At 69.3% G+C, this 14,788-nt stretch carries 10 protein-coding genes and 1 pseudogene; 5 read left to right on the top strand and 6 right to left on the bottom strand.

The genetic code is table 11. The features are described from left to right. The first annotated feature begins 17 nt into the window (after positions 1 to 17). On the top strand, positions 18 to 374 hold the full coding sequence (locus ACOGI9_RS09715) for a cupin domain-containing protein (RefSeq protein ID WP_419856933.1): 357 nt from the start codon (positions 18 to 20) through the stop codon (positions 372 to 374). Here ACOGI9_RS09715 and ACOGI9_RS09710 read toward each other — a convergent pair. Further along, a pseudogene (locus ACOGI9_RS09710) lies at positions 371 to 541 on the bottom strand (SelT/SelW/SelH family protein); the annotation flags it as partial. The gene ACOGI9_RS09715 and the pseudogene ACOGI9_RS09710 sit on opposite strands and share 4 nt — an antisense overlap. A 176-nt stretch (positions 542 to 717) precedes the next feature. On the opposite strand from ACOGI9_RS09710, the gene ACOGI9_RS09705 reads away from it, so the two are divergent. Beyond that, entirely contained in the window at positions 718 to 5,559 is a 4,842-nt protein-coding gene (locus ACOGI9_RS09705; protein WP_419856932.1) for an NAD-glutamate dehydrogenase, read from the top strand. A gap of 56 nt (positions 5,560 to 5,615) precedes the next feature. Here ACOGI9_RS09705 and glnA read toward each other — a convergent pair whose 3' ends face one another. From glnA to ACOGI9_RS09690, 3 genes are all read right to left on the bottom strand, one after another. Continuing rightward, positions 5,616 to 7,016: a type I glutamate--ammonia ligase gene (gene glnA / locus ACOGI9_RS09700; RefSeq protein WP_419856931.1), complete on the bottom strand. Its 1,401-nt coding sequence runs from the start codon at positions 7,014 to 7,016 to the stop codon at positions 5,616 to 5,618. Between the two features lie 202 nt (positions 7,017 to 7,218). Beyond that, positions 7,219 to 7,869, bottom strand: coding sequence for a 4'-phosphopantetheinyl transferase family protein (locus tag ACOGI9_RS09695; protein ID WP_419856930.1), 651 nt, complete (start codon positions 7,867 to 7,869; stop codon positions 7,219 to 7,221). 59 nt (positions 7,870 to 7,928) lie between these two features. Further along, positions 7,929 to 8,957, bottom strand: a complete 1,029-nt coding sequence (locus ACOGI9_RS09690) for an SDR family oxidoreductase (RefSeq protein WP_419856929.1) — start codon at positions 8,955 to 8,957, stop codon at positions 7,929 to 7,931. A 159-nt stretch (positions 8,958 to 9,116) separates the two neighbouring features. On the opposite strand from ACOGI9_RS09690, the gene ACOGI9_RS09685 reads away from it, so the two are divergent. The 3 genes from ACOGI9_RS09685 to ACOGI9_RS09675 all read left to right on the top strand — a co-directional run bounded on the left by ACOGI9_RS09685 (position 9,117) and on the right by ACOGI9_RS09675 (position 12,934). Beyond that, a complete protein-coding gene (locus tag ACOGI9_RS09685; RefSeq protein WP_419856928.1) occupies positions 9,117 to 9,494 on the top strand; it encodes a DUF2281 domain-containing protein in 378 nt (125 codons plus the stop codon). Positions 9,495 to 9,568: 74 nt separating this feature from the next. Then, a complete protein-coding gene (guaB, locus tag ACOGI9_RS09680; RefSeq protein WP_419856927.1) occupies positions 9,569 to 11,035 on the top strand; it encodes an IMP dehydrogenase in 1,467 nt (488 codons plus the stop codon). Between the two features lie 177 nt (positions 11,036 to 11,212). Further along, on the top strand, positions 11,213 to 12,934 hold the full coding sequence (locus tag ACOGI9_RS09675; RefSeq protein WP_419856926.1) for a LysM peptidoglycan-binding domain-containing protein: 1,722 nt from the start codon (positions 11,213 to 11,215) through the stop codon (positions 12,932 to 12,934). Here the strand turns inward: ACOGI9_RS09675 and ACOGI9_RS09670 are convergent. Together ACOGI9_RS09670 and moaC are read right to left on the bottom strand one after the other, a co-directional pair. Next, the gene (locus ACOGI9_RS09670) at positions 12,824 to 14,281 is read right to left on the bottom strand and encodes a nucleotide sugar dehydrogenase (protein ID WP_419856925.1); all 1,458 of its coding nucleotides are present in this window, start codon (positions 14,279 to 14,281) and stop codon (positions 12,824 to 12,826) included. The genes ACOGI9_RS09675 and ACOGI9_RS09670 overlap by 111 nt on opposite strands. A gap of 17 nt (positions 14,282 to 14,298) precedes the next feature. After that, entirely contained in the window at positions 14,299 to 14,781 is a 483-nt protein-coding gene (gene moaC / locus ACOGI9_RS09665; protein WP_419856924.1) for a cyclic pyranopterin monophosphate synthase MoaC, read from the bottom strand. Positions 14,782 to 14,788: the final 7 nt, after the last annotated feature.

Here is a 14,788-nt window from a genome sequence, read left to right as displayed (position 1 = left end):
CGTGTATCATGTCCGCCATGGATAAAGAACCGGCGCGCCGCCGCGAGCCCCGCATCGTGGACAAGCCCTGGGGGCGCGAGGTGTGGTACGCCCACACGGACCGCTATGCGGGGAAGGTCCTCGAAGTCGAAAAGGGGCACATCCTCTCGCTGCAGAAGCATCGCGTGAAGCACGAGACGATGCTGCTCCAGTCCGGGCGCGTGCGCTTCACGCTCAACGACGCGGTCTTCGAGTGGCTCCCGGGCGAGGTGGTCTCGATCCCGCCGGGCAACGTGCACCGCATGGAGGCGCTCGAGGACAGCGTCATCCTCGAGGTGAGCACGCCGGAACTGGACGACCTGGTGCGCCTCGAGGACCGTTACGGACGCGGCTAGCCTAAAGCGTCGAGGATCTCCTCATGGGTCGGGTGCCGGCCGGTGGCGGCCTTCGAATAGATGAGCTTCCCCTCCGCCACGACTTCGAAGCGGCCGCCGCCGGAGGGGATCATCTCGATATCGACGTCCGCGAACCGTTCTCTGAGGGTGGCCGCCAGACTGGCGGCTTGCGGTTCGTAGTCTCAAGCGACGCAGTATTCGATGGAAATATGCATTCCTGTCGTCCCTTTCGTCGTCCCTTTTTCCGTTCCGGCGGCGCGTCGCGCGCGTCGGCGCGGGCTCCGACTCGGAGTCCGGCGCGTTTGCCGTTGACCCTGTACGGCACAATGGGGTATCTACGGGCATGAAAAACAAGCCTGCGCAGCCGTCGGACCTCGGGCCCCTGATCCGCGAGGTCGAATCGCGGCTCCCGGACGCGCCCGGCGAAGCGGTCCGCGGCCTCTCCCGCCGTCTCTTCAGCCGCGGCTACGCCCACATCGCGGATGGACGGACGGTCCACGCGCTGGCCGACGATGTCGCCGCCCTCTACCGCCTCGTGGCCGGCGCCGACGACGGCGAAATCGCGATCCGACTCGCCTGGGACGAGGACGACCCGTCCCGCGGCGTGCTCCAGACCGTCATGGAGGACCGGCCCTTCATCGTCGACACGTTGCGCGAGTACCTCCACTCGGCGGGGCTCGACATCCCCCTCCTCCTGCACCCGGTGCTCGTTGTGGACCGGGACGCGTCCGGCCGTGTGTTCGACATCCGCGACCACTCCGCCGACGGCACGCGCGTCTCCGTCGTCCACATCGTGCTCGACGACGCACACCACGCGGAGGTCCGGGAAACGCTGGAAGCCGAGGTGCGGCGGCGCCTCGAACTCGTGAGGGCCGTCACCGGGGACTTCTCCCCGATGATCGAGCGGGTGAAGACGCTCGTCGGCGAATTCGACGACAAGCGGCGGGAGACGCCGTGGCGCAGCACCGAGTTCGAGGAGATCCAGGACCTCCTCCGGTGGCTCGTGGACCCCGGGTTCGTCTTCCTCGGCTATCGCGCGTACCGCATCGAGCCGGACGACGCCGGCCGCGACTGGATCCACGTCGAAGAGGGGAGCGGGCTCGGCATCCTCAGGGACGACGAGAAATCGAAGTACCACGAACCCCGGCCCCTGGACGAACTCCCCGCCTACCTCCGCGCCCGGGTGCTGGGCGGCCCGCTTCTCATCATCTCCAAGACCAACGCCCAGAGCCCGATTCGGCGCAACGTCCGCATGGACTACGTGGGCATCAAACGCCTGCGCCCGGATGGGACGGTGTACGGCGAGCACCGGTTCCTCGGCCTGTTCACCGCGAAGGCGTTCTCGCAGGAAGCCTCCTCCATCCCGATCCTGCGCCGCAAGCTGCGCGAGATCCTCCAGCTGGAAGCCGCGCCCCCCGGATCGCACGACTACAACGTCATCCTGGGGACGTTCAACTCGATGCCGAAGGAGGAGCTGTTCCTCGCCTCGGTGGAGGAGATCCGCTCGGTCATCGACGCGGTGATGGCAACCGGAGGCGGGGACGACGTGCGGGTCACGGCGCGTCCCGACCAGCTCGGCCGCGGCGTCCAGCTCCTCGTCATCCTCCCCAAGACCCATTTCTCCGGACAGGTGCGGCGGCGGCTGCAGGCGGCGCTGATCGAGGCCTACCGGGGGACGCTCCTCAACTACCACCTCGCGCTCGGCCAGGGCGACCAGGCGCGCCTCCACTTCTACCTGGCCCACGACCCGGACGAGGTGGGGTCGGTCGACCTCGACGCCGTTCAGACCAAGGTCCGCTCGATCGTGCGCACCTGGGAGGAGCGCCTCGAGGACGCGCTCGATGCCGTCCACGGCCCCACGCGGGGCCACGAACTCGCGACGCACGTCGTGCGTTTCTCGACCGGCTACCAGGCGGCGATGGACATCGACACCGCGGTCGAGGATGTGGCCTGTCTCGCGCGGCTGGCCGAGACGGGCGAGAGCCAGGTGCTGCTCAAACGGGCCCCGGGAGAGGGGGACGGGCGGCACTATCAGCTGCGGCTGTACGCCCGGAAAGGTCACTACGTCCTCAGCGACGTGATCCCCACGCTCGAGAACCTGGGGCTCCGGGTGCTCGACTCGCTCCGCTTCACGATCCAGCTCAAGGATGAAACGCCCGACGCCACGGAAGAGACGTTCGCGGCGCGCGTCCAGTCCTTCGAAGCCGAGGCGCGGCGTGCCGGCGACCTCGACATCGCGGCGGCGCAGGACCGGATCGGCGACATGCTGCGGGCCATCCGGGCGGGGGTGGCGGAAGATGACCGGCTGAACGAACTCATCGTGACCGCCGGTCTCACATGGCGGGAAGTGTCGGTCCTCCGGGCCTACGCGGGCTACACGTTCCGCATCGGCGCCGTCGCCGCTCCCACGGGCGGCCAGTTTCCGCTCACGGCGTATCCCGGCATCGCGCGCTGCATCTTCCGGGCCTTCGAGGCGCGCTTCGATCCGGAGGCGCAGGACGGGGCGGACGCGGCGATGCGGCGTCTGAAGCGCGAGTTCACGCGCGGGCTGGCTTCGGTGCGCGGGATCGAGGACGACCGGACGCTGCGGCGGATGATGGAACTCGTCCACGCGACCGTGCGCACGAACCACTACCGGGGCGAGTTGCGCCGTTCGCCTCTTCTCGCGCTCAAGATCTCGAGCCGCTCCGTCGACTTCATTCCGAAGCCGAAGCCGAAGCACGAGGTCTATCTGCGCGGCCCTCGAACCGAGGCCGCCCACCTGCGCATGGACGATGTGGCGCGCGGCGGGATCCGGTGGAGCGACCGCTACGGGGATTTCCGGGTGGAGGTGCTCGGGCTCGTGAAGACGCAGCGGGTGAAGAACGCCGTCATCGTGCCGGGCGGCGCGAAGGGCGCCTTCATCGTGAAGGGCCTGCCGGAGGATCGCGAGGCGCGGCTCGCGGCGGGGCTGGACAGCTACCGGGACTTCATTCGCGGCCTGCTGGAAGTGTCGGACGATGTCGTCGATGGCGAGGTGACGCGGCCCGGGGGGATGGTGATCCACGACGGCCCCGACCCGTACCTCGTCGTCGCCGCGGACAAGGGGACGGCGAAGAACTCGGATACGGCCAACGAACTCGCGGCGGAAGCGGGCTTCTGGCTCAACGACGCCTTCGCCTCCGGCGGATCGCAGGGGTACGACCACAAGAAGGAGGGGATCACGGCCCGCGGCGCGTGGGAGTGCGTGAAGCGCCACTTCCGGGAAGCGGACATCGACTACGAGAACAAGCCCTTCACGGCGGTCGGCATCGGAGACATGAGCGGCGACGTGTTCGGCAACGGGATGCTGCTCAGCAAGCAGATCCAGCTCGTCGCCGCCTTCGATCACCGCGACATCTTCCTCGATCCGGACCCGGACCCGCAGGCGTCGTGGGAGGAACGGAAGCGGCTGTTCGAGCTCCCGGCTTCGTCGTGGGCCGACTACGACGCCGACCTTCTGAGCGAGGGGGGCGGCGTCTACGACCGTACGGAGAAGCAGATCCACCTGTCGCCGCAGATCCGCGAGCGCCTCGCCATCGATCGCGAGGAGATGAACGGAAACGAGTTGATCCGCGCGATCCTGTCGGCGCCGGTCGACCTCCTCTGGAACGGCGGCATCGGCACGTACGTGAAGGCGAGTTCGGAACGCCACGCCGATGTCGGCGACCCGAGCGGAGATCCCACTCGGGTCGATGCGACGGCCATTCAGGCGCGGGTCGTGGGGGAGGGCGGCAATCTCGGCTTCACGCAGCGCGCGCGGGTCGAATACGCGCTGCGCGGGGGGAGCGTCAACACCGATGCCGTGGACAACTCCGCCGGCGTCGACATGTCCGACCACGAGGTGAACCTCAAGATCCTGCTGGGCGCTCCGCTGTCGCGCGGGGGGATCGACTACGAGGCGCGAAACGATCTGCTCCGCGAGTGCACCGATGAGGTCGCGTGGAAAGTGCTCCGCAACACGTACAGCCAGAGCCTTGCCATCAGCCTCGACTACATCCGCGCGCGGCGCGCGCCCGCGACCTTCCGCGAGGTGATCCAGCGCTTCGAGCGGGAGGGGATTCTGGATCCGGCCCTCGAATACCTGCCGGCGGGGGAGGAACTCATCGAGCGGGAGAACGTCGGGGCGCATCTCACGAGGCCGGAACTCGCCACCGTGATGGCCTACTCGAAGCTCCACCTCAAGCACGCGCTCACGGAATCCAGCGTGTCCCGCGACCCGGCCATGATGGAACTCGTGGAGGACTACTTCCCCTTCGGGGCGCTGAAGGAGGTCGAGACGGCGGACCTCGAGGCGCACCGGCTGCGCCCGAACATCTCGAGCATGCTGCTGACGAACCGCTACGTGGACCGCATGGGCGCCACGAGCCACATCCGGCTCATGGAGGAGACCGGCCGCGCCGCCGCGACCGTCGCCCGCACCTGGTACGTCGCGTCACGGATCGCGGACGCCGAGGATCTGTACGAGCGGCTGCGCGTCGCGGACGTGCAGATGCGGAGCGGGGCGCAGAACGAGTGCTACCTCGCGATGGCGGACGCGCTCACGCGCGCGACGCGATGGCTCCTGGAGCGGACCGACCCCGCGGAGCCGATCAGCGAGGCGATCGAGTGGCTGCACGACCCGGTGCGGGCCGTCCGCGAGGCGCTGCCGGAACTGCTCACCGCCGAGCGGCTGGAACGTTTCGAGTCCACCTGCTCGCTGCACGAGATGGACGGGCTCGATCCGGAGGGCGCGGCGCGACTCACGACCTTCCGCTACGTGGACGAACTCCTGCCGATCGCCAGCCTCATCCGGGAAACGGGCGCCGGCACGCGCGAGGTCGGCGCCGTGTACTTCGGTCTCGCCGAGGAGATCGACTTTCCGTGGTTGCGGAGCCGCGTTTACTCGCTGGCGGCGGACGATCCGTGGGATCAGCGGGCGGCGCGCATCCTCGTCACGCGACTCGAGCGGGCGCGTTCGCGCATGGCGGCGCAGATCATCGCCGGCGCCGAGGCGTCGACGACGGAAGAGGCGATGCGATCCTTCCGGCGCCGGAACGCGGTGGGGTTGAGCCGGATTCGGAATGTGATCGCCGACGTCCGGAGTGCCGGGGCGGGGCTCCCCGGGCTCGTCGTGGCCGTGGACGCCGTCAGCGACCCGGGGATCCTGGAACCCCCGGATCGCTGATCGGATCGGGCAGCCGCGGGTGGCTGCCCGGCGCGTCTACCTCGGGTGGGCGACTGCTAGTAGTTGACGTACTGCTCGAGCTCCCACTCGGAGACGGACGCCACGTAGTCGCTCCACTCGGCCTTCTTGCGGCTCACGAACTGCTCGAAGATGTGATCGCCGAGCGCGTCCTTCATCACTTCGTTCGCCTCGAGTTCCTCGACGGCCTCGCCGAGGTTCGCGGGCAGCACCTCGAGCCCGATCCTCGCCCGCTCCTCGGCGGACAGCTTCCACACGTTCGTGTCGAGCGGCGGGCCGGGATCGATCTTGTTCTCGATGCCGTCGAGGCCGGCGGCGAGCTGGACGGCCGTCGCCAGGTAGCCGTTGCAGGACGGGTCGGGCATGCGGAACTCGAGCCGCGTTCCGACGCCCCGCTGCTCCGGGATGCGGATCATCGGCGAGCGGTTCCGCTGCGACCACGCGATGGAGATCGGCGCCTCGTAGCCCGGAACGAGCCGCTTGTAGCTGTTCACGATCGGGTTGGTGACCGCGGCGATGGCCCGCGCGTGCTTCTTGAGGCCGCCGATGTAGTGGAGCATGACCTCCGCCAACTGGTAGTCGGCGTCCGGGTCGTGGAAGATGTTCTTCCCATCCTTGAACAGCGACTGGTGCGTGTGCATGCCCGAGCCGTTCGCGCCGAAGATGGGCTTCGGCATGAACGTCGCGTGGAGCCCGTGCGCATGCGCGATGTTGCGGACGATGAACTTGAAGGTCATGAGGTCGTCCGCGGTCCGCAGCGCCTCGCCGTACTTGAAGTCGATCTCGTGCTGGCCCTCGGCGACTTCGTGGTGCGCGGCCTCGATATCGAGCCCCATCGCCTCCATGCCGGTGACCATCTCGCGCCGCGCGCGCTCGGCGAGGTCCGACGGCGTGAGGTCGAAGTACCCGCCATTGTCGTGGGTGACGAAATTGCAGCTGCCGTCATCGTTCGTGTTGAAGAGGAAGAACTCGGCCTCGACGGCGGAGTACATCGTGTAGCCCATCGCTTCGGCCCTGGCGACGACGCGCTTCAGCGCCGCGCGCGGGCAGCCGCCGAACGGCTTGTTGTAGGGGCGCCGGACGTCGCAGTACATCTGGGCCACGCGGGCGTCGGGGTTCCCCCACGGGAAGATCCGGAACGTGTCCAGATCCGGCCTGAGGAGCATGTCGCTTTCTTCGATGCGCACGTAGCCCGCGATCGACGAGCCGTCGAACATGACCTTCGCGTCGAACCCGTCTTCGAGCTTGCTGGTCGGGACCTCGACATTCTTCGCGAAGCCGTTGATGTCGATGAAGATGAGACGAAGGAAGCGGACGTTCAGATCCTCGCAGAGCTTCAGGATCGCGTCCCGGTCGCCCGAGGCGACGATGCTCCCGTAGTCGTCGTATCGAATGTGCGAGGGGTGTTCACTGGGTGCCGCAAAAACGGCGTCGGACATGGCGCGACCTCCGGGTCACTTGGGGGCGTACTAAGGGGGGGTTCGTACGTTCGGTTCCGCGGCTGGCGGTCGGGCACGACCCGCAATGTCGCGAGGCACTATGGGGAGCGGATCGGCCATCGTCAACCTTGCAGCCCGTGGCAAAACCCCTGCGCCCACCACCGCCGGACCCTGGGGGGTCGCGCCACGGTGCGACGGACCGCTAGGGCCAACTCCATTGCCGGACGGATTTCGGCCTCCGGGAGCACGCCACGGCGCCCGTGAAGCCCTCCCCGGGGAAGAGGTCCATCAGCCACCAGGAACGCCCGTCGAGCTCTCCGCGAATCGTGTCCACGCGGCCCAGCGGACGCGACAGGCCGAGTCCGGCCGCCTTGAGGATCGACTCCTTCCGGGCCCAGATCCGGAAGAACTCCGGCCGGGCCGCCGCCGTCTCCCAGTCGGACCGGAGGCGCCATTCTTCGGGGGAGAGATGGTCGCGGGCGAGAGGCCCCGGGTAGCTGAGCGGCCGGATGCGTTCGATGTCGACGCCGATCTCGCCGAACTGGCCCACGGCGCAGAGCGCGAGTCCGCCCGAGTGGCTGAGATTGAAGAAGAACGGGAGAGCCTCGCCGGCCCCCTCGTCCCCTCGTCCCGACACCAGCCGGGGCTTTCCGTGCTCTCCGTACTCCAGCGCAAGCTCGCCGGGCGGGACGCGCAGGTACCCGGAGAGGAGACGCCGCAGCGCGACGCGGGCGCTACGGAACCGGGCGCGCGCCTTCGCGTTGACGAGCCGTTCGGCCCGGGCCCGCTCGTCCGGACTCAGGAGGGCGAGGTCGTCGGCCCCGCCCCGGGCGGAGAGGTCGATTCTCCACACGTGAAGGCCGGACCCCGGTAACCCCGGAGGACGGGCGCGCGCAGGCCAGTCCCCGCCGTTCAGAGGGCGGCGTACCAGTCGAGCGTGGACCGAAGGCCTTCGAGGAGCGTCCAGCGCGGTTCGTATCCCAGCCGTTCCCGGGCTTTCGAGACATCCGCATAGGAATGCCGTACGTCACCCGTCCGGAAGCCCTCGTACACGGGTGTCGCGCTTCTCACATCCGGCCGCTTCTCCGCGAGCCCCGACCGGATGAGGGCGAACAGCTCGTTCAGCGTCGTCGGATCTCCCGCGGCGACGTTGTAGACGCCGAGCGCCGTCTCCGCCCCCGTCGTGGCGGCGAGCAGGTTCGCCTGCACCACGTTGTCGACGTAGCAGTAATCCCGGGTCGTCTTCCCGTCCCCATAGATCCGGCACCGCTTTCCGGCCAGCATCCGCCGGGTCCAGCGCGGTATGACGGCGGCGTACGGTCCGTCGGGATCCTGCCTCTTGCCGAAGACGTTGAAATAGCGGAGGCCGACGACCTGGAGGTTGTAGCTGCGGCGGTACATCTCCGCGTACAGCTCGTTGACGCGCTTCGTGGCCGCGTACGGGGAGGCCGGGTTCCCGATGCGGGCTTCCACCTTCGGAAGGGAGGGCGAGTCCCCGTACACCGAACTCGAGGAGGCGTAGACGAGGCGGGAGACGCCGGCGTCGCGCGCCGCGTCCAGCACGTTGATGAACCCCTCGACATTGCGGGCATACGCCTCCCGCGGCTCCTTGACCGATCGGGGCACCGAACCCAGCGCGGCCTGGTGCAGCACGATGTCGACATCGCGGCACGCGTCGACGGCGACGCCCGCCTCCACGACGTCCCGCTCCACGAACCGGCAGCGGTCCGCGGGGGCGCCCGCGGACGCCACGGCGTCGTCGATGTTGCGGCGGTGTCCGGTCGAGAGGTCGTCGAGCGCCACGACCTCCTGTCCCAGCGTCAGGAGCCGCTCGACGAGGTGGGATCCGATGAAGCCGGCGCCCCCCGTGACCAGCCACCGTCGCGGGGCCGCCGCGAGTTCTTCGCAGGCGAGATCATAGGCGGTTTTCACGCGCAACATGTTATGCTTCGGGCGGCGCAGCGCGGAACCCCTCCCGTCGTTGCCCCCGCGTCGCGCCCGCTACGTACTTGAAACCCGCCCCCTGTCGGGCGGAGTATGAGGGGGACCGGCGAAGGAACGCGAGGCGGGTGCGGGCGACCACGGAGTCGGAAAGGCGCCATGGCCGAAGAAGGCATGAACGAGATCCTGAGGAAGAAGATCTGGAGGAAGCTCCAGGCTCTCCCGGAGGACAAGCAGTACGAGGTCGTCGATTTCATCGACTATCTCGCGTCGAAGTACGCGTCCCGGCCGGCGTCCGGCGCGGATCCGTTTCAGCACTTCGCCGAATCCGTCCACCGGGGACTGCGGAGGACGCGGGCCTCGACGACCGCGGTCAAGGGAACGATGAAGGTGCTCGGCGCGGCCGACCGCGTGATCGACTCGTTCCGCGAAGCCGGGCGTGGATTCCTCGCCGAACTCGAAGCGGGCAACCCCGAGCCGGAGCCCAAACAGGATCGTCCGCCCCCCGAGACGCGCGAGATCGTCGTCGATCCGTAGCCGTGCGCCGCGGCGGCGGTCGAAGGTGCCGCCGACTCGTTTGACGCCGCGCGGGCCGTCGCCTACGATGGCGCATGGAAGCTCCCGTGCCGCGCTCCAGCCGCGAAGCGCTCACCTTTGACGACGTTCTGCTCGCACCCGGGCACGCGCTCGTCCATCCGGCGGATGTCGATGTCTCCACCCGCCTGACCCGACGCATCCGACTCCAGATTCCGCTGCTTTCCGCGGCCATGGACACGGTGACGGAGTACCGCATGGCGATCGCTCTCGCGCGCGAGGGCGGGATCGGCATCATCCACAAGAACATGTCGATCGAAGCCCAGGCCCAGCAGGTCGACCGGGTGAAACGGTCCGAGAGCGGGATGATCCTCAACCCCGTCACGCTCGGACCCGACGCCACGCTGGCCGAGGCCCGCCGGCGAATGAGCGACTTCTCGATCAGCGGGGTCCCGATCGTGGGCGATGATGGCGCGCTCGTCGGGATTCTCACCAACCGCGACCTCGTGTTCGAGACGGACCTCTCGCGGCCGGTGCGGGACGTGATGACGAGCGAGAACCTCGTGACCGCGCCCGCCGGGACCTCACTCGAGGAGGCCGAGGAGATTCTCCGCCGCCACAAGATCGAAAAGCTCCCCGTCGTGGGAGAGGATGGGCGGCTCGCCGGGCTCATCACGGTCAAGGACATCTTCAAGCGGCGGCAGTTTCCCAACGCGACGAAGGATGGCCACGGACGGCTCCGGGTGGGGGCGGCCGTCGGGGCGAGCCGGAACGAACTCGGGCGGGCGCGGGCACTCGCGGAGGCCGGAGTGGACGTCATCGTCGTCGACACCGCGCACGGACACTCGGAGGGCGTGCTCGAAGCCGTCTCCCGGGTCCGGGAGGCGCTGCCCGACATCGACCTCATTGCCGGCAATGTCGCGACCCGTGAAGGGGCGGCGGCGCTCGTCGAGCGGGGCGTGGATGCGGTCAAGGTCGGCGTGGGGCCGGGATCCATCTGCACGACGCGCGTCGTCACGGGTGTCGGCGTGCCGCAGGTCACGGCGATCGAGGACAGCGTGGCGGGGGCGGAGGGCCGCGTGCCGGTGATCGGGGACGGCGGCATCAAGTATTCCGGCGACCTCGTGAAGGCGATCGCGGCGGGGGCGGAGACGTGCATGCTCGGGTCGATGTTCGCGGGCACCGACGAGAGTCCCGGGGAGACCTTCCTCCTCGAAGGCCGGCGGTTCAAGGTCATCCGCGGCATGGGCTCGCTTGCGGCCATGCAGGCGGGCTCGGCGGACCGGTACTTCCAGGAGGGATCGGCCGCCCAGAAACTGGTCCCCGAGGGGATCGAGGGCCGGGTGCCCTACAAGGGACCGGTGTCGGACACCGTGTTCCAGCTCGTCGGCGGTCTTCGCAGCGGCATGGGTTATTGCGGCGCCGCCACCATCGACGAACTTCGCCGGGATGCCCGCTTCCTCCGCATCACTTCCGGCGGACTTCGCGAGTCCCATCCGCACGATGTCGTGATCACGCGCGAAGCCCCCAACTACCACGTTTAGCAGCCCGCGGCCCGCGAGCCGGGACCGCCCGTCGATCTCGACACCGAACATCGGGTTCGGTACCATTATCCGCGTGTTGTCCGGTCCTGCTTCCGGAGCGACGCCGGGGTGCGGCGGAGGGGCCTGGGGGGTAGCAAGTACCGAAGTCGTGGTGCCGAGAGGGGAATATACCGTCCGATGACCAATCGATCGTCAGGAACCCACTCTCTCGCGCGCCTCCACTGGGCCGGCCTCGTGCTCGCGGCGCTCGTGCTGCACGGCTGCGCGTTCACGCAGCGCACACCCGATATCGGCCCGGCCCCGGAGGCCGCGAACGTCGAGCCGGGGGCGCTCGAGGCCGACGGGGCGGACCCGCCGGAAGCGACCCCGGGACCGGGAGACGCCGCCGCGCCGGCGCCGGACGACGAATTGATGCCGGAGGATCCGGCCCTGCCCGATCCGGTGGACGAAACGGGCGCCGGGCCGACCGCGGCGGAGATCGACCGGGCCGTCCGCGAGATGCTCGGCGGCGACCCGCTCGGGCTGGTTCACGAAGGAGAGGATCCGCGCGTCTTCAGGCTCGAGATGAACGAGCGCGTCCAATCGTGGGTCCACTACTTCCAGACCGCCATCGGCGAACGCTTCGCGACCTACCTCGGCCGCAAGACCCGCTACGAGCCCATGATTCGCCGGAAGCTCCGCGAGGCCGGGTTGCCGCAGGACCTCATCTACCTCGCGCTCATCGAGAGCGGGATGAACCCGAACGCCTACAGCCGCGCGAGCGCGGTGGGCCTGTGGCAGTTCATCGCGGGGACGGGTCGCCAGTACGGCCTCGAAATATCCTACTGGATCGACGAACGGAGGGATCCGGAGAAGGCGACGGACGCCGCGGTTCGGCACCTCAAGGATCTGTACGAGGAGTTCGGTTCCTGGTACCTCGCGGCGGCGGGCTACAACGGAGGGCCGAACCGGGTCCGCCGCGGGCTTCGCACCGTGCCCGGCGCGACCTTCTGGGATCTCGCCGACCGTCGTCTGCTGCGGCGCGAGACGCGGGACTACGTGCCGAAGATCATCGCGGCGGCCATGATCGGACACGATCCCGCGCGCTACGGGTTCCCGGATCCGGAGAGGGAGACGATCCCGGAGTACGCGAAGGTGCGCGTGCCCGACGCCACGAGCTTCGACGTCCTGGCCGAGGCCGCCGGGACCGACGAGGCGACGATCAACCTCCTCAACCCCGAGTTTCCGCGCGACGTGACCCCGCCCAACCGGGAGGTCGAGGTGCGGGTCCCGGTCGAGGGGGCCGCCCGGTTCGCGGCGCGGTATGCCGCCGTGCCGGCGGATGAGCGGGTGACGTGGACGTTCCACACGGTCCAGCGCGGTCACACGCTGGGGTGGATCGGGCAGCAGTACGGCGTGTCGGTGGCGGCGCTGCGCGCGGCGAACGGCAACCTGAACCCGCGTCGCCTGCAGATCGGCCAGGAACTCGTGATTCCCCGGTCCGCGCGGGTCTCCGGCGCATCGATCGCGCAGAGTTCGAATGCCCGTTCGATCACCGCTCGGACGAACGCCGAGGGGACGACCGTCGTCACCGTGCAGCGCGGACAGACGCTCGACGTGATCGCGCAGCGGTACGGCGTGTCGGTGGCGGCGTTGCGGGCCGCGAACGGCAACGTGAATCCGCGCCGCCTGCAGATCGGCCAGGAGCTGCTGGTTCCGGCGGCCGGCCGGCCGGCCGGGGCGGGGTCCGCCGGGTCCGCGAGCGACGGCGCCGGGCCCGTGACGATCGTGGTCCGGCCGGGCGACTCGCTATGGCTGATCGCCCGCCGACATTCGGTATCGACGCGCGAGCTTATCGAGTGGAATCGCCTCTCCTCGACCCGGATCCACCCCGGCGATCGGCTTGAGATCCGGCGCTGAGCCTTCGCGCGGCGGGCCGGAAAGCGGATAGAGGATCCCGCCGCCCGGCTCCCCGGGCTCGCCGGCCCGCTTCGGCAGTCCGTTACGCGTGTCGACGATGATCCGTGCCTTCTCGAGCACGAGACCGTAGTCCACCTGCGGGTGATCCGTGATGACGACCGTCGCGTGGCTCGACGCGAGCAACTCCGCCGTCAGGGGCTGCGATTCGAGGTCTCCGCCCTCCTGGGCCAGCCGCGGTACGAACGGGTCATGGTATGAGACCTCGGAGCCCTGCCGGCGCAGAAGTTCGATGACGTCGAGCGCCGGACTCTCGCGGACATCGCCGACTCCCGGCTTGTAGGCGACGCCCAGCAGCAGGACGCGGCTGCCGTTCAGCGGCAGACGATGCCGGTTGAGCGCCTCCGCGACGCGGTCCACGACGTAGCGCGGCATCTCCGCGTTGACCTCGGCGGCGAGTTCGATGAAGCGGGTCCGGTACTGGAGCGTCCGCATCTTCCAGGCCAGGTACTGCGGGTCGATCGGGAGGCAGTGGCCGCCCAGACCGGGGCCGGGCGTGAAACGCATGAAGCCGTACGGCTTCGTCGCCGCGGCCTCGACGGCCTCGCCGATGTCGATCCCCAGACGGTCCGCGATGACCGCCATCTCGTTCACGAGACCGATGTTCACCGCGCGGAAGGTGTTCTCCAGCAGCTTCGTGAGTTCCGCGACCTCGGGCGACGAAACGCTCACGACCTCGTCGATGACCCGTTCGTAGAGACAGGCGGCGAGTTCCAGGCAGGAGGCGGTCAGTCCGCCCACGACCTTCGCCGTGTTCGTGAACGTGTAGGTGGGATTGCCCGGGTCGACGCGCTCGGGGCTGAAGGCGAGGAAGAACTCCTCCCCCGCGGTGAGTCCGCCCTGTTCGAGTTCCGGCTGCAGGAGTTCCCGGGTCGTGCCCGGCCAGGTGGTCGACTCGAGGACGATGAGTTGACCGGGCCGGAGACCGTCCCGGATGTGACCGAGCGCGTCGAGGATGTGGGAAACGTCGGGGTCGCCGGTCTTCCCGAGCGGCGTGGGAACGCAGATGATGACGGCGTCCATCTCCCCGAGGCGGCCGAAGTCCGTGGTCGCATCGAGGAGGCCGCTCTCGACGACGGCGGCCACGGCCCGCGCCGGGACATCGCCGATGTGGGAGTCGCCCCGCCTCACCCGCCGCACGACGCGTTCGTCGATGTCGAACCCCAGCGTCCGGAAGCCGGCGCCGGAGAACGCCGTGACGACGGGAAGACCGACATAGCCGAGCCCGAGCACGCCCACCCGGGCCGCGCCCGACTCGATCTTCTTCCGGAGCGCCTCTCTGTGGTTCACCGCGTCCCCCGCATCCGTCACTCCGCGTCCGCCGTCCAGGCGCCCGATCGTCCGCCGCGCTTCTCGAGGAGCCGAATCGGCCCCAGCGCCATGCCCCGGTCGACCGCCTTGCACATGTCGTACAGCGCGAGCAGGCCGGCCGCGACGCCGGCCATCGCCTCCATCTCGACGCCCGTGCGCCACTCCGCCGAGGCCCGCACGCTCAGCCGGTAGGCGGGCGGCGTCTCCTCGGCTTCGAGGTCGACATCGACCGCGTCGAGCGGGATCGGATGGCAGAGCGGAACGAGCGTGGACGCCGCCTTCGCGCCCTGGATCGCCGCGAGACGGGCCACGGCGAGCGCCTCACCCTTCTCGATCTCTCCCGCCCGGATGGCGTCGAGCGTCGCGCGGCGCATCCGGATCCGGCCCTCGGCCACGGCCACGCGCCGCGTGAGCGGCTTCTCGCCCACGTCGACCATTCGCACCCGCCCGTCCGGGTCCAGATGTGTGAGTCCGTCCACGAAGCTG

This window comes from Candidatus Palauibacter irciniicola (assembly GCF_965208695.1).
Lineage (GTDB): Bacteria > Gemmatimonadota > Gemmatimonadetes > Palauibacterales > Palauibacteraceae > Palauibacter > Palauibacter irciniicola.
This window is presented reverse-complemented; position numbering and strand designations above follow the sequence as displayed.